At 61.0% G+C, this 21572-nt stretch carries 17 protein-coding genes and 4 pseudogenes; 7 read left to right on the top strand and 14 right to left on the bottom strand.

Annotated elements, in window-relative coordinates; all coding sequences use genetic code 11:
• Positions 1–15: 15 nt before the first annotated feature.
• Positions 16–219 (bottom strand): annotated as a pseudogene (locus tag OKW38_RS00195) (transposase); the annotation flags it as partial.
• Between the two features lie 64 nt (positions 220–283).
• Between OKW38_RS00195 and OKW38_RS00190 the strand changes: the two are divergent.
• The 3 genes from OKW38_RS00190 to OKW38_RS00180 all read left to right on the top strand — a co-directional run bounded on the left by OKW38_RS00190 (position 284) and on the right by OKW38_RS00180 (position 2583).
• On the top strand, positions 284–1252 hold the full coding sequence (locus OKW38_RS00190) for a site-specific integrase (RefSeq protein WP_429333739.1): 969 nt from the start codon (positions 284–286) through the stop codon (positions 1250–1252).
• Between the two features lie 195 nt (positions 1253–1447).
• Positions 1448–1654: a hypothetical protein gene (locus OKW38_RS00185; RefSeq protein ID WP_429359433.1), complete on the top strand. Its 207-nt coding sequence runs from the start codon at positions 1448–1450 to the stop codon at positions 1652–1654.
• Positions 1651–2583 (top strand): tyrosine-type recombinase/integrase, encoded by a 933-nt coding sequence (locus OKW38_RS00180; RefSeq protein ID WP_429359431.1) that lies wholly within the window; start codon positions 1651–1653, stop codon positions 2581–2583. Before OKW38_RS00185 ends, OKW38_RS00180 begins: the two co-directional genes overlap by 4 nt.
• On the opposite strand, the gene OKW38_RS00175 is transcribed toward OKW38_RS00180, so the two are convergent.
• The 8 genes and pseudogenes from OKW38_RS00175 to OKW38_RS00140 form a co-directional block, all read right to left on the bottom strand.
• Positions 2561–3661 (bottom strand): OmpP1/FadL family transporter, encoded by a 1101-nt coding sequence (locus tag OKW38_RS00175; protein ID WP_429333742.1) that lies wholly within the window; start codon positions 3659–3661, stop codon positions 2561–2563. The genes OKW38_RS00180 and OKW38_RS00175 overlap by 23 nt on opposite strands.
• A gap of 214 nt (positions 3662–3875) precedes the next feature.
• The gene (locus OKW38_RS00170) at positions 3876–4808 is read right to left on the bottom strand and encodes a 3-keto-5-aminohexanoate cleavage protein (RefSeq protein WP_429333743.1); all 933 of its coding nucleotides are present in this window, start codon (positions 4806–4808) and stop codon (positions 3876–3878) included.
• A 57-nt stretch (positions 4809–4865) separates the two neighbouring features.
• Positions 4866–5741 (bottom strand): fumarylacetoacetate hydrolase family protein, encoded by an 876-nt coding sequence (locus tag OKW38_RS00165; protein WP_429359429.1) that lies wholly within the window; start codon positions 5739–5741, stop codon positions 4866–4868.
• Positions 5742–5778: 37 nt separating this feature from the next.
• Entirely contained in the window at positions 5779–6708 is a 930-nt protein-coding gene (locus OKW38_RS00160) for a VOC family protein (protein WP_429333745.1), read from the bottom strand.
• A 59-nt stretch (positions 6709–6767) separates the two neighbouring features.
• Positions 6768–7280 carry a flavin reductase family protein gene (locus tag OKW38_RS00155; protein WP_429333746.1) on the bottom strand — a complete coding sequence of 171 codons (513 nt, stop codon included), beginning with the start codon at positions 7278–7280 and terminating at the stop codon, positions 6768–6770.
• Between the two features lie 34 nt (positions 7281–7314).
• Positions 7315–8526: an acyl-CoA dehydrogenase family protein gene (locus OKW38_RS00150; RefSeq protein WP_429333747.1), complete on the bottom strand. Its 1212-nt coding sequence runs from the start codon at positions 8524–8526 to the stop codon at positions 7315–7317.
• A 257-nt stretch (positions 8527–8783) separates the two neighbouring features.
• Positions 8784–9734 carry a TetR/AcrR family transcriptional regulator gene (locus OKW38_RS00145; RefSeq protein WP_429333748.1) on the bottom strand — a complete coding sequence of 317 codons (951 nt, stop codon included), beginning with the start codon at positions 9732–9734 and terminating at the stop codon, positions 8784–8786.
• A 404-nt stretch (positions 9735–10138) separates the two neighbouring features.
• Positions 10139–10402, bottom strand: a pseudogene (locus OKW38_RS00140) (IS110 family transposase); the annotation flags it as partial.
• Positions 10403–10489: 87 nt separating this feature from the next.
• Between OKW38_RS00140 and OKW38_RS00135 the strand changes: the two are divergent.
• On the top strand, positions 10490–11551 hold the full coding sequence (locus OKW38_RS00135) for an IS110 family transposase (RefSeq protein WP_429359779.1): 1062 nt from the start codon (positions 10490–10492) through the stop codon (positions 11549–11551).
• Positions 11552–11901: 350 nt separating this feature from the next.
• Here OKW38_RS00135 and OKW38_RS00130 read toward each other — a convergent pair.
• Positions 11902–12768 (bottom strand): annotated as a pseudogene (locus OKW38_RS00130) (IS110 family transposase); the annotation flags it as partial.
• Positions 12769–13013: 245 nt separating this feature from the next.
• On the opposite strand from OKW38_RS00130, the gene OKW38_RS00125 reads away from it, so the two are divergent.
• The 3 genes and pseudogenes from OKW38_RS00125 to OKW38_RS00115 all read left to right on the top strand — a co-directional run.
• Positions 13014–13904: a site-specific integrase gene (locus OKW38_RS00125; RefSeq protein ID WP_429333750.1), complete on the top strand. Its 891-nt coding sequence runs from the start codon at positions 13014–13016 to the stop codon at positions 13902–13904.
• Positions 13876–14370, top strand: coding sequence for a transposase (locus OKW38_RS00120; protein WP_429333751.1), 495 nt, complete (start codon positions 13876–13878; stop codon positions 14368–14370). Before OKW38_RS00125 ends, OKW38_RS00120 begins: the two co-directional genes overlap by 29 nt.
• Positions 14319–14717: pseudogene (locus OKW38_RS00115) on the top strand (transposase); the annotation flags it as partial. The gene OKW38_RS00120 and the pseudogene OKW38_RS00115, both read left to right, overlap by 52 nt.
• Before the next feature lie 275 nt (positions 14718–14992).
• Here OKW38_RS00115 and OKW38_RS00110 read toward each other — a convergent pair.
• The 4 genes from OKW38_RS00110 to OKW38_RS00095 all read right to left on the bottom strand — a co-directional run bounded on the left by OKW38_RS00110 (position 14993) and on the right by OKW38_RS00095 (position 21572).
• Entirely contained in the window at positions 14993–15793 is an 801-nt protein-coding gene (locus tag OKW38_RS00110) for a TetR/AcrR family transcriptional regulator (RefSeq protein WP_429333738.1), read from the bottom strand.
• A gap of 219 nt (positions 15794–16012) precedes the next feature.
• Positions 16013–16807 carry an IclR family transcriptional regulator gene (locus OKW38_RS00105; RefSeq protein WP_429333737.1) on the bottom strand — a complete coding sequence of 265 codons (795 nt, stop codon included), beginning with the start codon at positions 16805–16807 and terminating at the stop codon, positions 16013–16015.
• A 156-nt stretch (positions 16808–16963) separates the two neighbouring features.
• On the bottom strand, positions 16964–18445 hold the full coding sequence (locus tag OKW38_RS00100) for an efflux transporter outer membrane subunit (RefSeq protein ID WP_429333736.1): 1482 nt from the start codon (positions 18443–18445) through the stop codon (positions 16964–16966).
• Entirely contained in the window at positions 18432–21572 is a 3141-nt protein-coding gene (locus OKW38_RS00095) for an efflux RND transporter permease subunit (RefSeq protein WP_429359428.1), read from the bottom strand. Before OKW38_RS00095 ends, OKW38_RS00100 begins: the two co-directional genes overlap by 14 nt.

Raw genomic sequence — 21572 nt, 5'->3', positions numbered from 1 at the left:
AACGGGACGCGTTCATATAAAGCGGCGCATGAACTCGTGAGGGCCCAGGGTCATGGTCTTGTAGCGGGTGCGCCCCTTCGCGCGATAGTCCTTCCAGCGGAAGGTGACGCTGCGCTCATCGAGCGCAACGAGCCGCTGGTTGGAGATGGCCACGCGATGCGTGTAGCGTGACAGGTAGGCGAGCACCGCCTCGGGTCCCGCGAACGGGCGTTTCGCATATCAGCGCGTTCGTTCGCGACGTCGATCGCGATGCTTCGAGACGAGACGCCGGGAACTGCACGCATTGAAACTGTTGACGCGTTTCTTGCGCGATCGCGGTGTGTGTCGTGTCGCTCAAACGCACGCTATTGCCGCTGACGACGTTGTCGAGGGGTTTGCGCAATCCTTAAAACGCGATCAGGGTTTGGCCGTTGTGACCGTTGAGTCCTATGCAAGGTGGACACGCAAATTTCTGGTGTGGCGGTTCGGCCAGGGAGAAGTCTGCTTGCGGGACGTTCGCGTGACCGACGCCAGCGCTTTCGTTAAGAGCGAGGCAAAGCGCATGGCGCCAGCCGCCCTGAAGAACGTTGTCACGGCACTGCGGTCCTTCCTTCGTTACGCCCAGTTTCGCGGCGAGGTTACCGCGGGATTTGCTGCAAGCGTGCCAGCGGTAGCCAGTTGGGCAAGCACACCTCCCATCCCCAGAGCCATTGCAGCCGAGCACGCGCAGCGCGCAATCGACAGCTGCGACCGCCGGAGCGCGGTGGGCCGACGCGATCGAGCCGTGCTGCTGCTTCTGGCAAGACTGGGACTTCGAGCCTGCGAGATCGTCAGGTTGACGCTGGACGACGTCGACTGGGACTGCGCTCAATTGCGTGTGCGTGGCAAGGGTGGCCGCGAGAGTCTCCTGCCATTGACCGCCGACGTGGGCGAGGCGATCGCCGCCTATCTCGAGCGCGGGCGTCCTGCCAGTCCAGATCGGCACCTCTTCCTTCGATCCCTGGCACCGATACGCGGGCTGATGGAAGGGTCGGACGGTATCGGCACGATTGTGCGCCACGCGCTCAATCGCGCCAAAGTCGACGCGCCGCACCGCGGCTCGCACCAGTTCCGGCACGCCTTGGCTGTTCGCATGTTGCAACTCGGTGCGTCGTTCCCGGAGATCGGCCAGGTTCTTCGCCATCGTAGCCCGCAGTCCACGAGCGTTTATGCGAAGGTGGATGTCAGCGCACTTCGGAAGTTGGCTATGGCCTGGCCAGGAGGTGCACGATGAACTCGATTCGAGAGGCGCTCCAAGAATATCTCGACCTGCGACGCAGCCTGGGCTTCAAGATGCACGATGCCGGTTTGCTGTTGCCCCGGTTCGTCAGTTTCATGGAGACGCGGCATAGGTCGCGTTCATCGGACGTTCTACGCGCTGTCACGGCAAACGGGACTGCGTGCCGAAGGCGCAAGCAAGGGACCACGGTTGCATGACTTCCGGCATCGCTTCGCCGTTGAAGTGCTGATCCGTTGGTATCAGTCTGGAGAGGACGCCTGGCGCTTGTTGCCGGTGCTGTCGACCTATCTTGGGCACATCTATGTGGCCGGCACATACTGGTATCTGAGCGGGTCGCCCGAGTTGATGGCACAAGCGATGGATCTCCTGGAACGCCGTTGGGGGGAGTCATCATGATTAGGGAGCCCAGCTTCGCCGCCTTGCTGGAGAAGTTCTTCATCCAGCGTCTGATGCACCAGCGCCAGGCCAGTGTGCATACGATCGCATCGTACCGCGACACATTCCGGTTACTGCTGGAATTTGTACAGCGACGCCTGCATAAAGCGCCATCCACTCTGGCACTGGAAGACATCGATGCGCCGCTGGTCGCGGACTTCCTCGATGAACAGGAGCAGGTTCGCGGCGTCACAGCTCGAACGCGTAACCTGCGCTTGACGGCAGTGCACTCATTCTTCCGGTATGCGGCCTTCGAGATGCCGTCACACTCAGCGCACATCCAGCGCGTGCTGGCCATCCCGGCCAAGCGCTTTAGCCGCGCATTGGTCCCATTCCTGAGCCGACAAGAGGTCGATGCGTTGCTGGCCGCGCCGGACCAGCAGACTTGGGCAGGTCGCCGCGATCACGCTCTATTGTTGTTGGCGGTGCAGACGGGGTTACGCCTGTCTGAGCTGACCGGCCTTCGGCGCGAGGACCTGCACGTTGGCGCCGGCGCGCACGTACGCGTGTTTGGCAAGGGGCGCAAGGAGCGTTGCACGCCATTGAGCAAGAGCACCCGCTCCGTATTGGTCGCGTGGGTTCGAGAGCCACCGCGGGCCGGGAATCAGCCACTGTTCCCAAATGCGCGCGGCGGCCGGCTGAGCGCACACGGCGTCCATTACCTGCTTCACAAGTATGTGTTGGCGGCCTCGGAGAAATGCTCTTCGCTGAAGAACAAGCGCGTGAGCCCGCATGTGTTGCGACACACGACAGCGATGGATCTGCTGCAAGAAGGCGTCGAACCCTCAGTCATCGCACTCTGGCTACCGAGCAGTATCATCGACAGCAGCGCCGCGCCGTGCGTGCGACCGCCTGCCGCGGCGCGAATTAGAACTTCATCGCGAGATTGAACATGATCAACGAGTAACGAGCGTGAATGTCCGTTCCCGTGCTCGGCCCCGTGCCCTTCAAGGTCTGCGGAAAGTCATATTCATAACCGGCAGAAAGATCGACCTTCTTCGAAGCGTGCCAGGTCAAGCCGCCGCTTAGCGAATCGGTGAGAATCATCGGCGCGTAGTAGTTGGCAATCGTGTGATTCGAGTCGACGCTAGCGGTGCTGTGCTTGCCGCCAACACGTAACGTCAGCCTGCGGGTGACATCCCAGGATGCGCCGAACCGCAACGCGGTCTGATCGTGCAAGCCGAACGTCTGCGTGTCTCCCAGAACGCCAACGTTGGACCACCTGATGCGCACCACATCGGCCGCAACGGTCACGCGAGGAGAAAGATGCAGCGCGAGCCCCGCGCCGTACTGTGACGGTTCGTCCAGATGCCCACCGGCAGCGGCGAACAGATCGTCCGCATAGCCGCTCGCCCTGGAAAAACGGACCTTGGTCGAATAGGCGGCGCCGACGCTCAGCATCCGGGTCACGTTCCAGATCGCGCCGATGCGACCGCCGATGCCATACGTCGTTGTCATGCCGTGTGTCGGCAATACGCCGATCGAGCCGTCCGGCATCGGCGCAACAAGGCCCTGCGCCTCGAACTTCTGCACGCCCAAGATGGCGGATACGCCCAATGCCAAATCCGGCGTGATCTTATATGCGACCGTCGGCAGGAAGTTGATGTAGATATCCTTCGCTTTTGCCGGTGGCGCGCCTGGAATTGGCAGCGGTGCGTGTGGATAGTTGACGCCGCCGCCCGAGGAGTTGATCGACATGCCGATCGCCAGCCGCTCCGTCACATCGACATTCACCCCGCCACTGGGCATCGGACCGATCGCGCCGAAGCCCTGTTGATTCGACGGACTGCCGAAGCTGGACCGGGCGTGCCCCACCACCACCTGCCCCCCCAGATCGGAGCGGTTTCCGAGGTAAGCCATACCCGCCGGATTGTCGCCGGCAATCGCGCTCGTCAGCGGATTCGCAATCGACGCACCGCCCATCATCGACTCGTCCACCCCCGCGGCATTCGTTTGCGTCGCGTTCATTGCCTGCGTTGCACCGGATGCCAGAGCCAGCGCACAACCTGCTGCCAATAAGCGACTCGTTCGACGCTTCTCCATACCCTTTCTCCTCCACGTTTTCTTGATATATAAATCGGATACCTTATTAATATTCTAAGACCTGTCCATCAGGTATTGATTGGAATCCGATACGACGGGCCCGCTCCGTTATCGCGAACCGGGCTCCCCATTCAACGACCTAGAACGCGACTTCGCCTGGCCCCTTGAGCCTGAGCATCACCCGCGCCTCGTCCGGAGTGGCGATCTCGAACCCAAGCTGCTCGACGACGGATCGGATGGCCGTGACCTGCTCGGCATTGCTTTTTGCCAGCTGCCCCTTGCGCAACCACAGGTTATCTTCCAGACCGACACGGACATTGCCTCCCAACAACAGCGCCTGGGTCAGCACCCGGGGTTGCTGTGCGCCTGCGCCCAGCGCAGACCAGTGGTAGTCAGCGCCGAAAAGACGGTCCGCCGTGCGCTTCATGTGCGCAATATCTTCCGGGTGCACGCCGATACCGCCACGAATGCCGAACACCGACTGAATGAAAACCGGCGCTTTGAGCAGCCCCCGGTCCATGAAGTGCGCAGCCGTGTACAAATGACCGATGTCGTAGCACTCAATCTCGAAGCGCGTGCCGTTGTCGTTACAGGCCGCGAGTATGTGAGCGATGTCCTTGAACGTGTTGCGAAAGATCCGGTCCTCGCTCGCCTCGAGATACGGCCGCTCCCAGTCATGCCGGAATTCCTTGAAGCGACCGAGCATCTCGTACATGCCGAAGTTCATCGACCCCATGTTCAGCGACGCCACTTCGGGCTTGAAACGCAGCGCCGGCATTAGGCGCTCTTCCACCGTCATGGCGGGCGCGCCGCCGGTCGTCAGATTGATCACGACATCCGACTCGGCTTTTATCTGCGGTAGGAACTGCGCAAACAGTCCGGCATCCTGACTGGGCATCCCGGTGACAGGATCGCGCGCATGCAGATGCACGACTGCCGCGCCGGCGGCTGCTGCCTGGATGGCAGAGGCGGCGATTTCCGCCGGCGTAACCGGCAGGTACGGCGACATGCTCGGCGTGTGGATCGAGCCGGTTATCGCGCAGGTGATGATGACCTTCGAGGCTTGCGCCATGTCGATGTCTCCCTTTGTGTGACATGAGCTTCGCGCGGCATTCAGGCGCCCCGCACGTTAGATCCGCGGTTCTTTGACGATACGGTTCTCGACGTGACCGACCCCGTCGATTTCTACCCGGATCACGTCGCCGACCTGCAGGAAGACCGGCGGACTCATTGCGATGCCGACGCCTGCCGGCGTACCGGTCACGAGAATGTCGCCGGGTTTGAGCGTCATGACCTGGCTGAGGTACTCAATCTGTTTCGCGATGCTGTACGTCATCAGGCTTGTCGACGAATTCTGACGGACCTCGCCGTTGACCATCAGTCGCAACGTCAGCTTCTGCGGGTCCGGAATCTCGTCGGCGGTCACGATCCACGGTCCGATCGGACCGTGGGTGTCGAACGATTTGCCGAGCGTCCAGGTCGGGCTCTTCATCTGCCAGTCGCGCGAGCTCACATCGTTCGCGACAAAATAGCCGCCGACGTAGTCGAGTGCGTCTTCTTCGGAGATGTATCGGCCTTCCTTCGCGATGACGACGCCGAGTTCCGCTTCGTAATCGAGCTGTTCGCAGACACGCGGATAGTGGACGTCGTCATACGGACCGTTGATGCACGAGGTCTGCTTGTTGAACCAGACCTGTGACGTCGGAATCGGCAAGCCGAGCCGGCGTGCCTCTTCTTCATGGTCCTTGTAGTTCATGCCGAGTGCGAGGAACTTACCCGGCGCCGGTACCGGCGCTTCGAGGCGCACGTCGGCGAGCGCGACGCAGCCTGAGTTGCCAGGGGTTGCAGCCGCCGCGGCAGCAGTCGCGAGCGCATCCGGCGACGCGAGAATGGAAGCAATATCTGCAGGCAGTCCTATGCCGTCGCCCGACAGATCGACGATCGTATCGCCCCCGATCTTGCCGACCGAGGTCTTGCCTTTATAGGTGTATCGTGCAAGTTTCATCGCTATGCCTTGAATTCGGAAACGGTTAGCAGGTGGTTCAGGAAAGGAAGTCCGGCGGCAACGGCGGCGCCCATTGAGCGAGCGCATCGGGCGACAGCGCTTCGTGCCCGACCGGCGTGGATTCGTTGACGATGTCGCCGTCGGTCCAGTGCTCGACCTTATTGCCGAACGGATCGCGCCAGTAGTCGAAAATCTGGCTGCCCTGCACGTGGCGCCCGATACCCCACGAATGCCGGTATCCCTTTGCCGCAAGAAAGCCGTTGCCGGTCGACAGATCGTCCCAGTCGATCACTTCGAATGCGCTGTGATCGAAGTCCCGCTCCTTCGCGCCGAGGCCAAGCAGCGCGATCGTGTGATGGTCCGTGAAAGTACTGCCGAGACCGCAGTGCAGGAACGCCGCCACCGTCTGGTTGGGCTTCTGCGCATAGTAGCTATCGGAGACCTGAAACCCGAGGATGCCCTCATAGAACCTGAGCATTGCCGGGAAATCCACCGTCTTGAGCACCACATGGCCCAGCCGAACCACATGTGACGGACCGGCTGGAACGCGGTTGACGTGGCCGCGCCGGACGCGCTCCCCCGCGCTGTTGATGCGCAGCGGCTCGCGAAACGACTGACCCGGAATCGTGTCGCCGCCGAATAGCAGATCGATGACGAACCCGTCCGGATCAGCGATCGTCACGACCCAGCCCGCATCGAGTTCATCGTTGCTGCGCACGTCCACGCCGAATGCCGCGGCCACCTTCTCCAGGTCCGCCTTGCTGCCAGCCACGAAGCCGACGCCCAGCGGCCTCTGTTCGCCCTTCTGCGCGATATACGCGGGATAACCGCCGGACCAGGCTGCCATCTGCAGGGTATTGTCAGTCTGCTTCAAGACATTCAGTCCGAAATCGCGCAGAAAGACCGATTGCTGCTCAATATCCGGCACCTGATAACGCACATACGCGATGTCGCGCACGTTGATCATTTGTTCGCTCCTTGTGGCGCCGCAGCGCCACGCTTAAATGTCGGGTCAAGCCCGCGTCGTCACCACGCTGCCCCGTTCCAGCACTGCGACGGGTCTAGCGCGTGCAACTGCTTGTATTTGCCGCTGAAGAACAGCAGCGGATGGCCATCCGATTCGTTGAGACTTTCGACGTCTGCCGCATAGATGCGGTGATCGCCGCCCGCGTGGATCGCATGCACGCGCACCACCATCTGGACCAGCGCCGAACGGATCACCGGCACCTCCCCGGCGAATTCGAACGGCGATTCCAGTCCGGCCTGCGGCTGCCCGCCGAAGTGACGGCTGAGGTCCTCCTGTTCTTCTGCGAGAAAGCTCACGCCGAACCGCTTGCCTTCCTTGACGGTTTGCGCGAAGCGGGCCTGGTTGCGCGCCGAGATGAGGATCATCGGCGGATCGACGGACAGCGACATGAAGGCGTTTGCCGTCATGCCTGCCGGCCGGCCCTCATGAAAAAAAGTGATGACCGTCACGCCCGTCGCGAACTTGCCCATCGCGCGGCGAAACTGGGCCGCATTGACTTCAGTAGCCAGCATGTGCTCCTCCAGACTGACGGGAATTCCATCCGGATCAGATCAACGGCGTGTCGGCCGGTTGATCGCATGCGATGCGCCCATATGTCTCGAAGTTCGTGGCCGGCGCCACGATCCCGTGCAGACACGCAACGCGCGCATCGTGCCAGATGCGCGTGAAGCGGTTATTCATGGACGCAAGCGATCCGCCGGAGGCCGACGCGAGCGAGTCGACCGCTTCCCAGATCAGCTTCTCGGCGAAGCCCACGTCACGGCGAACTTTCGCGCGATCCAGGTACGCCATGTAGGTCCCGGACGCTGCACTGCGATCCATCGCGTCGGCCTGCCGTTCGATGATGGCGCGCGCTGCGTCGAGCCTCGCCGATGCCTCACCGACCTGCAGATGAGTCACAGGCGCCTCAGCCTGTTTTGCGTACCACGTGTACTGGATGCCGCGGCGCGGAAGCTGTTCGAGGAAGGTTTCGAGCGCCGCTGCCGCGATGCCCAGCGCCGGGAATGTCAGGATGATCGCGAGCATCGGCATGCAAGCCACGCGATAGAGCGGCTCCTCAGCGAGATGCGTCGAACGGTAGTTGCCTTCGATAGCCTCGCTCAGCGACGCGACACGCGCGTCGGGAACGAACACGTTGGTAACCGAGACGCTTGAGCTGCCTGTGCCACGCAACGCGATCACGTTCCAGTCGTCAAGGATCTTGACGTCGGATGCGCGGATCAGCGCCACGCCCTGATCGATGGTTTTTCCGTTCTCGTCGACGAGCGGAATGCCCAGCAAATCCCAGTTCGCGTGATAGATACCCGAGTTGAATCCCCATAGCCCTTCTTCGATCAGATAGCCGCCTTCGACTTTCTTCACCACGGCTTTGCGCGCGGACAGCACACCCACCACGCGGGCCGGCTCGGGACCGCCAAAGACTTCGTCGGCTGCGGCTTCACTGAAGAGCGTCGCCGCGGCCCATGTGGTCACGTTGAGCAAGGCTGCCACCCACGCGGTGGACGCGTCTCCTCGACCAAGTTCGGACACCACTTCAAGAACCGTCCGCACCGAAACCTGCTGGCCGCCATATTTGCGAGGCGTGGTTAAACCCAGCAGGCCGCCGGCCTCGAGTTCGTCGATCGTTTGCTGCGGCAGGCGCCCCAGCTGGTCCACTTCGGCTGCGCGGCCCTTCAGCGCTGGAACCAGCGACGCCGCACGGGCCCGCAGGTCTGCCTCGCTTTTGCCTGCTTCAAAAAATTCGGGATTCGCGTTCAAGATGTCGTCCTCACATGATGGATCGTCAAGGTGCTGCTGTTTTTGATACTCTCATCATTTTGATAACATCATCAATATTTTTCGGCTAGGGGCTTTCCCGAATCGTGGTGACTGGTAGGTGCGGAACGAAAGACGAGCGACGACGGCGCGCGAGCGCGACAAACCACGACATCCACTGGCAACGGTGGGGCGTGGGAAGACGCTGAAGGGAATAGGTCGGTCCGGCGGACTACCGCGTGCCGGCCGAAGAGGAAGGATTACAGCAACTTGTATTTTGTAGCGGCCTTCACGATGCGTGCGGCCTCTTTCGCTTCGACGCCCAACCCTCGCAACACGAATTCGACGAACCGTTCGATCGCTTGGGGCGGCCGGCGTCCCTCGAGGATCTGGCGCAGCAGATACAGTACGCCGCCGATGATCGAGTCCATCGCTGTCGGAACGTCGGGGCACACGAAGCTGCCGTCATTTACGCCAGTCCGGATGTCGCGCGCGAGCCGCCCGCCCATCGTTTCGACCAGATCGTTAGCGCTGGATGCCGCATGCACGAGAAACCATCCCCAGATCGGATCGGTGATCGCATGGCGCAAGGCCCAGCGAATATTCAGTCCGACAATCATCGCGATGTCCGTGTCGGCGGGCCGGTTGCGATCGAGCAGGTCGGCAGTGGCAGTCACGTCCTCGACGAATACGGCGCGTGCGATTTCCTCTTTGCTTGAGAAGTAATTGTAGAACGAGCCAAAGGCGACCTGAGCTTCTTCGGTAATGTCATTGATCGCGGTGCGTTCAATGCCTCGGCGGCTCATCACCACCCGCGCAGCCTGCATCAGCTTGCCCCGCGTGCGCGCCCTGAGCTTTTCGTTTCGCCCGGGCGTCGTCTGGGAGGCCGGTCCGTCTTCGCTTTGCGCAAGGGGCTTGATTTGTTCAGGCTTGGCCTCATCGGGCCGTTTCGTTACCCGCGTTTTGCGTGCAACCGCGGGCCGTTTCGTCTTCTCATCTGGCATTTCACCAATGCTCCTTGGGGATTCGGTTTGTATTATCGCAGTGTGCAGCGTCGGATTCCTTCTTTCCAACGATACGTAGGCACACTGTTTGAAACCGCTGGAAGCGACCGCTTCCATTTCTGTCGACCACGGATGGGAGGTGCTTTCGCGATGGCTGATATTCGGATGAAAATCAGGGTCGGGCGAGATTGTGCAGGCGTCACGCATGCATCAGGTCAATGCTTTGGGCCGAAATAAGCCGCGTGAGGGAGTACACCTGCGTCGGCGTACCGTCTCATGTTGGCCCGGCAACGGACGCTCGAACATTGTGATTGAGTGTCTCAAACTGGCCGGCGGACTGATATGACTTTCCGTGTCAATCGTGATCGGTTTTCATGTGCCTTTGAAGGCACATGAATTTCCTGAGGGCGGCGTAGCAGTAAGTCTCGACGGTGGATCGCACTGATATCCGCGGGTTGGTTACCGCATTACAGAGTCCGCCCCTTGAGCCTGCCGCTATCTAAAGCCGCAAATCGAATGACATCCGTTGCATAGTCCGACCGCGGGTTGCTCGGGTGCCGGGCTACGCCGCCTTCAGGAAACTCGTCGAATCTGTGGTGCAAAGCACAACCCTACGCCGGCTGCTCGTTTCTCGTTACGGCAAGGGACATTGCGAGCTTGCTGATGTCCCAGATGAACCCCGCAAGTTCGCGTGCGACGGCGACGACAGCAATGTTCACATTCTTGCCGCGTGCTGCGAGCTTGCGGTATCGGCGGCAGAGTCGGACCTGTGCGTCCCAGGCACGGTCAAGGATGCGTTTGGGAATGCCTTCATGTCGGCGCTGAATTTCCGGACCCACGCGTGCCGGGTATCTGTAGCTCCAGGCGGCCTCAACGAATTAGTAAGGACTTTCCCGATCTCGTGGCATAGCGATATGCCAGGATGGTTGGTGCTAGACAACTCATCTGGGAAGGGGAAAGTCATGGACAAGATTACTCGTATCGGCGTGGATCTGGCCAAGAACATCATCCAGGTACACGGCGTGGACAGCATGGAACGCGTGGTGGTCAGGAAAGCCATTTCACGGCAGAAGTTTCTCGAATGGTTTGCCAACCTCGAGCCGTGCCTGGTCGCAATGGAAGCGTGCAGCGCAGCCCACTACTGGGGGCGCAAGCTGCGCGCGCTCGGCCACGAGGTTCGGCTGATCGCGCCGCAGCTCGCCGCGCCCTACCGCAAGGGCGGCAAACACGTGAAAAACGACAGGCTCGATGCCGAGGCCATCTGCGAGGCCGCGGGCCGACCGCACATGCGCTTCGTGGCCGTCAAAACGGCAGAGCAGCAAAACGTGCTGCTGCTGCACCGGATGCGGGACGGTTTCGTTGAGGAGCGTACCGCGCTCGTCAACCGGCTGCGCGGTGAGCTGGTCGAGTTCGGCGTGTTCCTGCCGCAAGGCATCAATGCATTTCGTGCCCACTTCGTCGAGGCACTGGAGGACGGGGCCACCGAACTGAACGGTGTCGCGCGCACTGCGCTGCTGCGAGGCTGGGAGCACCTGCAGGGCCTCGACCAGCAAATCGCCTGGTGCGACGCGCAAGTCGCCACGCACGTGAAGCACGACAGCAACGCGCAGCGCGTGATGGCGGTCATCGGCATCGGGCCGCTCACCGCGTCGGCCACGGTGGCTACCGTCGGCGACGCTCGCCTGTTCAAAAACGGCCGCCAATTTGCCGCCTGGATCGGCACGGTGCCCAAACAGAAGAGCAGCGGCGGCAAGACCCACCTGGGCCGCATCACCAAACAGGGCAACACGTATCTGCGCACGCTGCTGTTCCAAGGCGCGCGCTCGGCAGTAACGAGCGCCCATCGACGAACCGACCGGCTCTCGCGCTGGATCGTTCAGCTCCAGGCACGCGTGGGTTGGTATCGAACGCTGGTGGCTGTCGCCAACAAGCACGCGCGCATCCTCTGGGCAATTCTGGCCAAGGGCGAGCGCTTCGATCCCTCGTATGTCTCCACTCCCTCAACACCGGGCCAGCCACGGTAGGACAACAGCATGAACAGGTAAATTCGCAGCGTCACCTAAAAGCGTGACTTCGTAATCCAGGACGCAAAGGCAAGGATAGCGACAGGTCAGACCGGCAGCGGGCGAACTCGAAAAGCTGTGAGGCGCTACACGAAATGTATTCGCCGTCCAACGGATGGAGTCCTGCTGCGCGGTTACTATCCGGGCCCGGGCACCCGCAATGATAGTGCTCAACAAGGCCGTTTATAGGTGTGCAGTCTGTCTCGCCGCTGAATGCCGAATGTGTACCCCGATGACATGGCAATCGAATGGATGGACGAGGATGGATGGATAAATCAACCCCAGCTTGCAAAAAAAGGGAAGTCCTTATAGAGCAGCTTTCTTGCATAGCTGTTGCCGTTCTTCGTGATGCTGCCCTGACGCCGCCGCTCACCCGAGGAATGTTCTGAGGGCGTCACGCCCAGCCAGGCCATCAGCTGACGCGGATGCTCGAAGCGGGAGAGGTCCCCTAATTCGGAGAGCATGCCCACGGCGGTGATGAACTGTATGCCGCGCATGGTCTGCAGACCTAGTATGGCCGGATAGAATCGCCAGCCGACGACAGCTTCATGCAAGGTCGCCTCGAGACGCTCACATTGCGCAAGCCTGTCTTCAATCGTGCGACGGCACTCGTCGAAGGCCAGTTGCTGCCAGTGGTTCGGGAATGCAAATACGCTTATCCATCGCCGGTGCGCGGGCCCCCAGTTGGCGTTACCTGAGTAGCGCACGCCATGCGATAGAAGGAAGGACTTTAGCCGCTGGCGGGCCTGTCTGAGATCTGCTTTCGCTGCCGCCCATGCGCGCGCAAGGTCCCGGAACGCCTCATCTTCAACATCCGGTACGTGTACCGCTGCCAGGTCACCGGCGCGCAGTGCGCGCACGAGGTTGACGGCGTCGCGCCGGTCCGTCTTGACGCGCTCGCCCGGTTTCTTCGGAATCAGGGACGGCGCGCATACCACGCAGTCGAATCCTCTTTCAACGAGCGCGCGGTAGAGCCCGTAGCCACAGGGGCCGGCTTCATAAACGACGCGGACATGGCGCGCCTTCGACTGAACACGCTTGCACAATCGATCGATATCTGCCTTCAGCGTTCCGATCTTGCCCAACAGTTCCACGTCGCCCATATCGATCGCGTACGCCACCGTGATCGACTCCTTGTGAACATCCAGACCGACAAACACCGTGCTATCGTGGTTCATGCTGGCCTCCGCGCTGGAAATCGCCGGGGTGTGCCCTGTGCACATCGTGCGGCTCTGGCAGTGATGCTAACCCGCGTTTGGTTCCTCACGGCGGGCCAGCCACTGGCTCACGGAAAGTCATACTGCCTAAACCGCTCGCGCGGTAGGGGCTACGGTCTGACGCTGGAGGCCAGGGAGAGGCCGGTCACTCGGCTTTATGTTGGCGAATGAGGCAATCCGCCTCGTTCTCCAGCAGGAGCCGAATCATGACCTCCTTACCAGCAAACGCCAGCCGATTGCGCCAGCGCATGAGCGACGACATGCGCATGCGCCAGCTTGCCCCCAAGACGCAGGACATCTATCTGCACATCGTGCGTGAGTTCGCCCGGTTTCTCGGGCGCTCACCTGACACGGCCACCGTCGAGGACCTGCGGCGCTACCAGCTCTATCTGGTTGACCACGGCACATCGGCCGTGTCGCTGAACCATGCGATCACCGGCCTGAAGTTCTTCTTCACAGTCACGCTCGACCGGCCCGAGCTGATGGTCAGGATGCAACCCGTGCGCGTGCCCCGCGTATTACCTGTCGTGCTCAGCCCCGATGAAGTGCGGCGGCTCATCGAGGCCGCCGGCAACCTGAAGCACCAGACTGCGCTGTCGGTCGCGTACGGCGCGGGGCTACGCGCCAGCGAAGTGGTAGCGCTGAAGGTCACCGACGTCGACAGCGGACGCATGACACTGCGTATCGAGCAGGGCAAGGGCCGCCGTGACCGCTACGCCATGCTCTCGCCGGTGCTGCTCGAGCGTCTGCGTGTGTGGTGGCGCGTGGCCCGTGCGCAGGGCAGGATGCTCGATGGTGGGTGGCTGTTTCCCGGGCTCGATCCGCTCGACCAGTTAAGCACGCGGCAACTGAACCGTGCCATTCATGCCGCCGCCGAGGCTGCGAACATCGACAAGCGAGTGTCCATGCACACGCTGCGCCATAGCTTCGCGACACACCTCCTCGAACAGAAGGTGGACATCCGCGTGATCCAGGTGCTGCTCGGCCATGCGAAGCTCGAGAACACCCCCGGCGTCACAATAGATGTCGCCTCTGAATTTTTTAATATGAAAAACTCAGAGGTGCAGGTTGAAGGCCAAACAGACGTATTCTGTTGAATTCAGGGAGCAGGCACTCGCGAAGGTCCTGCAACGCGGCAACCGGTCCGTAGGAACGGTTGCCGCGGAAATGAACATGAACGTATTAACCTTGAGGAAGTGGATCCGGGTATCTAACGCCGCAAGCCGCAACACGGGGCCAGTCGATGCACGGCGCCCGGAAGACTGGTCTTTGGAAGAGCGCCTGCTGGCCTTGCAACAGAGCCATGGACTGAACGACGAAGCACTGAGCGCGTGGTGTCGCGAACGGGGCCTGTTTGCCCATCATCTGGTCCAGTGGCGCGCGCAGTTCTGCTCTGCCGGCGCTGCCGGCAGCCCACGCGCAAACGCCTCAGAGGTGCGTGAGCTGAAACAGGCTAATGTGCAATTGCAGCGCGAACTGAAGCGCAAGGACCGCGCACTGGCGGAGGCAGCCGCGTTGCCATCTCCAACCAGCGCCTCGTCGCCTTCGATGAGCGTGGCGTGACGTTCCGCTGGAAGGATTACCGGGCGAAGGGACGCACCCGCTACAAGACCATGACGCTGGAGGCTGGCGAATTCTTGCGCCGCTTCCTGCTCCATGTGCTGCCCGGTGGTTTCCACCGGATCCGTCACTACGGCCTGCTCGCCAACCCGGTACGCCGCGCCAGTCTCGCGAAGGTGCGCGATCTGCTGCACGTCGCACCCGGAATCAGCCCGTCACCGGACGAGGCCATCGTCGCAACCCGCCCCGTCTTCATCTGCCGGCACTGCGGCGCACCGATGATCGTCGTCGATATCCTCGCGCGCACCGCCCCGATCCGCGCACCGCCGATGCGCCGCGATCAGACATGAACTCCACGGTTCCTCAATCTGCCTGTCGAACGTTGGCGCTGCGGCAAAGCGGCCCAGGGGCGGACGTTTGTGCGTGTCGCTTCGCGAAGCGCTTCGCCCACCCGCTTCATCATCGTGCATGCACGACTGCACCGCTTCGCTACGGCGTCAGCGTCCGTTCGGCACCTCGCCTGACCGTGCCGCATCCGACACCACTGAGCATTCCGCCCTATCAATCGCCATAGTCGTGAAGCATCCAGCCGCATTGAGGCACTCCGCGGTTTCCTCCATCGGGTTTATTCGACGCCTGCCGACATGCACGGAGGCATGCACATTCCTGCGGCCGATGGCAGGCATCGAATAAACCTTAACGGCAGCGGACGCGCTGCAATCTTCTCCGCCTCCGCGCGCTTGAGCCCGAGTGTCTGCAACAGCACCGCAGCCGTACGCTCAGGGACGTGCTCCCCGCTAAAGCCAAGTTCCTTGAGTACGCCTCGCGCGGGTGCGCCCGGAGCGACGAAGTTCAGCTCGGCGGCAATCGCAGAGAGGACCGTGCCGCCCACCGCAATAAATCCGATAAACGGGTCGGCGACCGCGAAGCGTTTCGCGGCAATGCCCTTTTCGATGTCGCGCATCAGCCGCAGCCCGAGCCCGACGCTCATCGCGCGCGCTGAAAACCCTTCTCGTATCAGGAAACGTCCCCACACGGGGTCGTGCCGCGCGCGCACGACCGTATGGCGCACGGAGACGGAAATCACCTCGGCCGGATCGGAAAGGCCACCGGCGAGCGTATCCAGCATGTTCGCGAATTCCTCGAACACGTTGTCGACAAGCGTCGCGTAAATCGCCTCTTTCGATTCGAAGTGATAGTAGAACGAGCCAAAGCCGACATCGGCGGCTTCAATGACTTCATTGATCGCGACGCCCTCCACACCCTTTTCGGCCATCAGCCTGAGGGCGGCGTCGAGCAGGCGCGTACGCGTCTCGCGCTTGCGACGCGCACCGCGCGGCTCCCGTCCTTCAGCAACGGCAACCGGGGCGACCGGCGCCGCACGGGTGGGACGCTTTGCTGTCGGGGGCTTCGTAGTGTTCGGCATGATGGATCCGAGCTTGGTTATGCTCAGGTATAGATCGTAATGTCTAGATTGAAAAAACGCTCATCAATGACCTTGAGTCATTGACGGCGGCCCGAAGGGCAGCCTTGCTTCCCCCCATTGCAGAGATACGTAACTCAAGGGCGCGGCAAATCCCTGCGGTTTTCAGGATCGACCCGAACCGCGGCCGCCCTGTTGAACACGTCAGTAGCCGCCGGTCCATCAGCCATTCGCGCGGCCAACTTCCGTTTCAATAGCGCGCTTGCATTTCGCCAGTTCCTCGGCATAACGCATTGCGCCTTCTTCATACCGATGAACCGGCGCAGCAATCGAAATCGCATACGGTCCCAGAAACGTATCGATCGAAGTCGCGACCGAGCATAATCCTTCGATATGCTCTTCCAGGTCATATGCAAAGCCATTCTTTCTGATATCGGACAATTGGCGCAAGAGCGCCGACACTGTTTTCACCGAACGTTTTGTCTGCGGCTCGACCTTGTCACCGAGCGTTTTACGCACTGCGTCGTCCGGCAGCTGTGCAAGGAGCGCTTTGCCAAACGAAGTGGTATAGGGTGTGGCGGACGCCCCAACCGGAACCATGATACAAAGCTCACGTTCATAAACAATGCGATCGACTACAATGGCTCGCCTCCCCGCTGCGCCAGCTAAGACAACTGTTTCGCCGACCGACTTGGATAAGGTTTCAAGATGCGGGCGGGCCACTGAAACGATGTCTCCATGCGCCGCGCGTGCGAGCTGGCCCAAGGCAGGCCCGAGCCGTGTCCCACCGCGCGGGCCAAGGGACTCGACGAACTCTTCCACTTCAAGTGCACCGACCAGTCGCTGTACGGTCGAACGCGGCAACGTAGTTGCTTCAGCGATCGCACCGAGGCTGAGTCCCTCTGGGTGTCGTCCCAGAGCACGCAGGATGGCCGCGGCCCGAGAAACCACTTGAATTCCATTCTTGTCGGCGTCGGGCCATTGATCGTCACCTTCTCCAGCCAAACTCTTTCGCACTACCAGCTCCTGTGAAATAGATTGTTCTGGCCTCACCCGTGAGGCCAGAACAGCGGTTATGTACCGCATAATGATACGACATGTTTGCGGCGTGGTTACCTTGCGCGCTCGACGCTTTCATCCCGGGCGTCCGCCACTCAACGGCCTGCTTGAAGGTCAATCCGCTTTCGACGAAACGGACCGCCCCCCGGAGGCGCTTTCCGATGCGTTTGCCTGCTCCGCATCGTTGGTTTGTCCGGATTTCCAGCCGCCACCTAGCGCGCGATAGAGGCCTACCGTATTTTCAGCCCGAGCAAGCTGGACTTTAACGAGCGTCTGCTGAGCCCCGTAAAGCGAGCGCTGGTTGACGAGTGCGCTGAGATAGCCATCCACCCCCTGCTGATAACGGTCATTCGAGAGTCTGTAGGCCAACGCACTTGCCTGCACTACCCCAGCTTGAGCGCTTTCCTGGCGCACAAATGTCTCACGACCGTCCAGTGCATCGGACACATCGCGAAAAGCCGTTTGTATGACCTTCTGATAATTGGCCACCTCAATCTGCGAGGTTACCTTGGCCACGTCCAGGTTCGCCTTGTTGCGGCCATAGTCGAAGATGGGCACGCTTATCGAGGGACCAAACGACCATGCACCGCTTCCCGCTGTGAAAAGATCGCTCAAAGAGGCACTGGCCGTGCCGCCATTCGCGGTCAGGATAATGCGTGGAAAGAAAGCGGCCCGCGCCGCGCCGATGTTCGCATTAGCCGCTTTCAGCCGATCCTCGGCCGCGACGATATCCGGCCGCCTGGTCAAAAGCTCGGACGGCAGCCCCGGTACCAGCCCGTCGTCGAGCCTGACCGACTCGAGAGGCACCTCTGTCAGCAGTTCCGCAGGAATCGGTGCGCCAACCAGCAACGTGAGCGCGTTGGTGTCCTGCTTCGCAAACCGGTCATATTGAGCCAGATCCGCCTCCGCCTGGCGCACCTGCGTATCAGACTCGCTCACGTCCAGCGCGGAAGCCGTTCCAGCATTAAAGCTCGAGCGGACGATCTTGTTGCAGGCCTGCTGATTTTCCAGGGTGCTCGCCGTCAGCCGCCTAAGCTGAAGGTCCGCCTGAAGCGTCAGCCACGCGTTCGCGACTTCGGCGATCAGGCTGATTTGCGCGGCTTTTCTTGTTTCGGCTGTGGCGAAATAAGTCTGCAGCGCGGACTGGCTGAGACTTCGCACCCGCCCGAAGACATCCAGCTCATAAGAAGCGATCTGCCCGCCCACGTTGTAGTTGTGCGACGGCTGCCCCGGGAGAGACAGATCGGCGGGAGAGTGCTGCGCGGTACCCGAAGCTCCTGCCGACACCGTCGGCAGCAGGTCCGCGCGTTGAATCTGATACTGCGCACGCGCGCTTTCGATGTTCAGGATCGAAACCCGCAGATCGCGGTTATTCTGGAGCGAAAGCTCAATGAGCTTCGCCAGGTGCGGTTCTTGATAAAAATCCCGCCAGTCTATATCCGCGGCGACGGATTGGTCCTGCTTGACAGAGTGCGCCGCCGGCTCACCTGCATAGGCCGCCGCCACACCACTGTCTGGCCGGTGATAGTTCGGGATCATCGTGCAACCCGCCAACACGATGGCCGCACCCATCACAGTCAATTTAATTGGTTTCATGCTGTATCTCCGCAACTGCCTCGTTACTGCTACGCTTGAACGCGCCGGTCACCAATACATAGAACATAGGCACAAAAAATATCGCGAGGAACGTCGCAGTCAGCATCCCACCCACAACGCCGGTGCCGACCGAATGCTGACTTCCCGAGCCTGCGCCGTGGGAAATTGCGAGCGGTAGCACGCCCAGAACGAAAGCCGCTGACGTCATGATGATTGGGCGCAACCGCAGCCTGGCGGCCCGCACAGCAGCGGCGACAAGCGTCATGCCCTGGTGCTCGTGCAGGTCCTTGGCGAACTCGACAATCAGAATCGCGTTCTTCGCCGATAGCCCCACCGTGGTCAACAGCCCCACCTGGAAAAACACGTCATTGCTCAATCCGCGTAGCAAGGTTGCGCACACCGCACCGATCACACCGAGCGGAATCACCAGCAGGACGGAGAACGGCACGGACCAGCTTTCGTACAGTGCCGCGAGGCACAGGAACACGATCAGGATCGACAATGCGTACAACGCTGGCGCCTGCGAACCCGAGAGCTTCTCCTCGTAGGAGAGACCAGTGGGAGCGATACTGTAGCCGTGAGGCAACTGCGCAGCGATCTTCGCCACCTCCTGCATGGCTTCACCCGAACTGTGACCCGGCGCCGGCGCGCCCTGCAGCTCAACCGCAGAAACGCCGTTGTAGCGCTCGAGCTTTGGAGAACCGTATCCCCACGTAGCGGAGGCAACGGCCGAGAACGGCACCATGCCACCGGCTGCATTGCGCACATACCACTTGTTCAGGTCTTCAGGACTGATCCGTGAGCTTGCCTCGCCCTGCATAAACACCTTCTTCACGCGCCCATTGTCGATGAAGTCGTTCACGTACTCGGAACCCCACGCGGCTGTCATCGTGTCGTTGACTGACGCAATGCTGACCTGCAGCGCGCGCGCCTTCTCGTCGTCGATCTTGACGTGGAATTGGGGTTCGTCGTTCAGGCCATTGGGTCGGACAGCAACCAGCAGCGGATCTTTGGCAGCCAGCCCCAAAAACTGGTTACGTACAGCCATCAATGCATCATGCCCTTGCGCGGTGTCGTCCTGCAGAAACACGTCGAACCCGCCGGCATTGCCCAACTCGAGAATCGCTGGGGGCACGATCGGAATAACCACCCCATCCTTGATCTTCGAAAAGGTGCCCATTGCACGGCGTGCCACGCCGAACACGCTAGGATCGTCGCCAGTGCGCTGGTCCCACGGACGCAGGCTGACGAACAACAGCGCAGAGCTCTGACCTCGACCGGCGAAGTTGAAACCATTGACGCTAAACACCGTTGCCACCGAGCCGGCTTCGTTTTTCAAAAAGTACTCGCGGACCTGGGTCAGGACGCGCTCGGTGCGCTCGGCCGATGCATTGGGCGGCATCTGAACCTGGACGAAAATCTGTCCCTGGTCCTCGTCCGGCAAAAACGCGGTCGGGATGCGGGTAAAGAGAAAACCCATGCTCACAACGATGAGGGCATAGACCAGCAGATACCGGCCTTTCTTCTTCAGAATCGACCCAACGGCCCCTTCATACCGTCCGGCACCGCGGTCGAAGGTCCGGTTAAACCAGCCGAAAAAGCCCTTCTTCTCGTGATGGTCTGCAGCGGGGGGCTTCAGAAGCGTCGCACATAGTGCGGGCGTAAAGACGAGTGCCACCAGCACCGACAGCCCCATGGCGGAGACAATGGTGATCGAAAACTGCCGGTAGATGATGCCGGTCGAACCCCCAAAAAACGCCATCGGGAGAAACACCGCCGAGAGCACCATCGCGATACCGGCTAGCGCCCCCTGGATCTGTCCCATTGACTTCCGGGTCGCCTCCTTCGGCCCCAGCCCCTCTTGCACCATCACACGCTCGACGTTTTCCACCACCACGATCGCGTCATCGACGAGCAGGCCGATCGCCAGAACCATGCCGAACATGGTGAGGGTGTTAATGGTAAAACCACACGCGGCCAGAATGCCGAACGTACCGAGCAGCACCACCGGCACGGCCAGCGTCGGAATCAACGTAGCCCGGATGTTCTGCATGAACAGGTACATCACGAGGAACACAAGCACAATGCCCTCGATCAGCGTTTTGACCACCTCATGCATCGACGCGTCGACGACGGGCGAGGTGTCGTACGGCACGCTTACCTTGACGCCCGGAGGAAGGATTGACTTCTTCTCATCGAGAACCTTGCGCACCGCCGCAACGGTTTCGAGCAGGTTCGCACCGGTCGCCAGACGCAAGGCAATACCCGCGGCGGGTTTGCCGTTCAGTTTGCTCGAAATGGAAAAATCTTCAGGGCCGAGGCGCACGTCAGCGACGTCGCGCAGACGCACCTGCGAACCGTCCGGGTTCACCTTCAGCAGGATCTGCCTGAATTCTTCGGCGGTCTTCATGCGCACCTTGCCGACCACCGTCGCATTGAGCTCAACCCCGCTGCGCGTCGGAAGCCCGCCCAGCGATCCGGACGAAACCTGAACGTTTTGCGCGCTTATCGCGGCGGACACATCCTGCGGCGTGAGAGAGTAACTATCCAGTTTTGCGGGATCGAGCCAGATACGCATGGCGTACTGGGAACCCAGCGTCATATAGTCACCCACGCCCTTCGTCCGCAATATCGGGTCCTTCAAATTGGAAACGAGGAAGTTGCTGAGGTCGTCGCTGGACATCTTGCCGTCCTCCGACACCAGACTTACCACCATCATGAAGTTGATCTGGTACTTCGCTACCCGGATACCCTGCTGCTGGACCTCCTGCGGCAATAAGGGCGTCGCTAGTTGCAGCTTGTTCTGTACCTGTACCTGAGCGATATCCGGATTGGTGCCCTGATCAAAGGTCACAATGATCTCCATACTACCGTCGGAATTGCTGTTCGACGTCATATAGCGGAGGCCATCCAGACCGTTCAGCTGTTGCTCAATGACCTGCACCACCGTGTCTTGCACTGTTTGAGCTGACGCGCCCGGATAGTTGACGGTAATTCTGACGGCAGGTGCAGCGATGTTGGGATACTGGTTGACTGGCAAGGCGCGAATCGCCAGCACGCCCGTCAGCATGATGACCAGCGCAATGACCCACGCGAAAATGGGCCGACCGATAAAGAATTTAGACAT

Source organism: Paraburkholderia sp. MM5496-R1 (genome assembly GCF_050436205.1).
GTDB lineage: Bacteria > Pseudomonadota > Gammaproteobacteria > Burkholderiales > Burkholderiaceae > Paraburkholderia > Paraburkholderia tuberum.
Note: the sequence above shows the minus strand (reverse complement) of the source record. Positions and strands in the feature narration are given on the sequence as shown.

Excerpts from the sequence above, each read along its gene's own strand:
- OKW38_RS00175 (WP_429333742.1), bottom strand. The coding sequence starts at position 3,661 with ATGAACGCGACGCAAACGAATGCCGCGGGGGTGGACGAGTCGATGATG.
- OKW38_RS00170 (WP_429333743.1), bottom strand. The coding sequence starts at position 4,808 with ATGGCGCAAGCCTCGAAGGTCATCATCACCTGCGCGATAACCGGCTCG.
- OKW38_RS00100 (WP_429333736.1), bottom strand. The coding sequence starts at position 18,445 with ATGAAACCAATTAAATTGACTGTGATGGGTGCGGCCATCGTGTTGGCG.
- OKW38_RS00165 (WP_429359429.1), bottom strand. The coding sequence starts at position 5,741 with ATGAAACTTGCACGATACACCTATAAAGGCAAGACCTCGGTCGGCAAG.
- OKW38_RS00180 (WP_429359431.1), top strand. The coding sequence starts at position 1,651 with ATGATTAGGGAGCCCAGCTTCGCCGCCTTGCTGGAGAAGTTCTTCATC.
- OKW38_RS00160 (WP_429333745.1), bottom strand. The coding sequence starts at position 6,708 with ATGATCAACGTGCGCGACATCGCGTATGTGCGTTATCAGGTGCCGGAT.
- OKW38_RS00125 (WP_429333750.1), top strand. The coding sequence starts at position 13,014 with ATGACCTCCTTACCAGCAAACGCCAGCCGATTGCGCCAGCGCATGAGC.
- OKW38_RS00135 (WP_429359779.1), top strand. The coding sequence starts at position 10,490 with ATGGACAAGATTACTCGTATCGGCGTGGATCTGGCCAAGAACATCATC.
- OKW38_RS00155 (WP_429333746.1), bottom strand. The coding sequence starts at position 7,280 with ATGCTGGCTACTGAAGTCAATGCGGCCCAGTTTCGCCGCGCGATGGGC.
- OKW38_RS00110 (WP_429333738.1), bottom strand. The coding sequence starts at position 15,793 with ATGCCGAACACTACGAAGCCCCCGACAGCAAAGCGTCCCACCCGTGCG.
- OKW38_RS00095 (WP_429359428.1), bottom strand. The coding sequence starts at position 21,572 with ATGTCTAAATTCTTTATCGGTCGGCCCATTTTCGCGTGGGTCATTGCG.
- OKW38_RS00145 (WP_429333748.1), bottom strand. The coding sequence starts at position 9,734 with ATGCGTGACGCCTGCACAATCTCGCCCGACCCTGATTTTCATCCGAAT.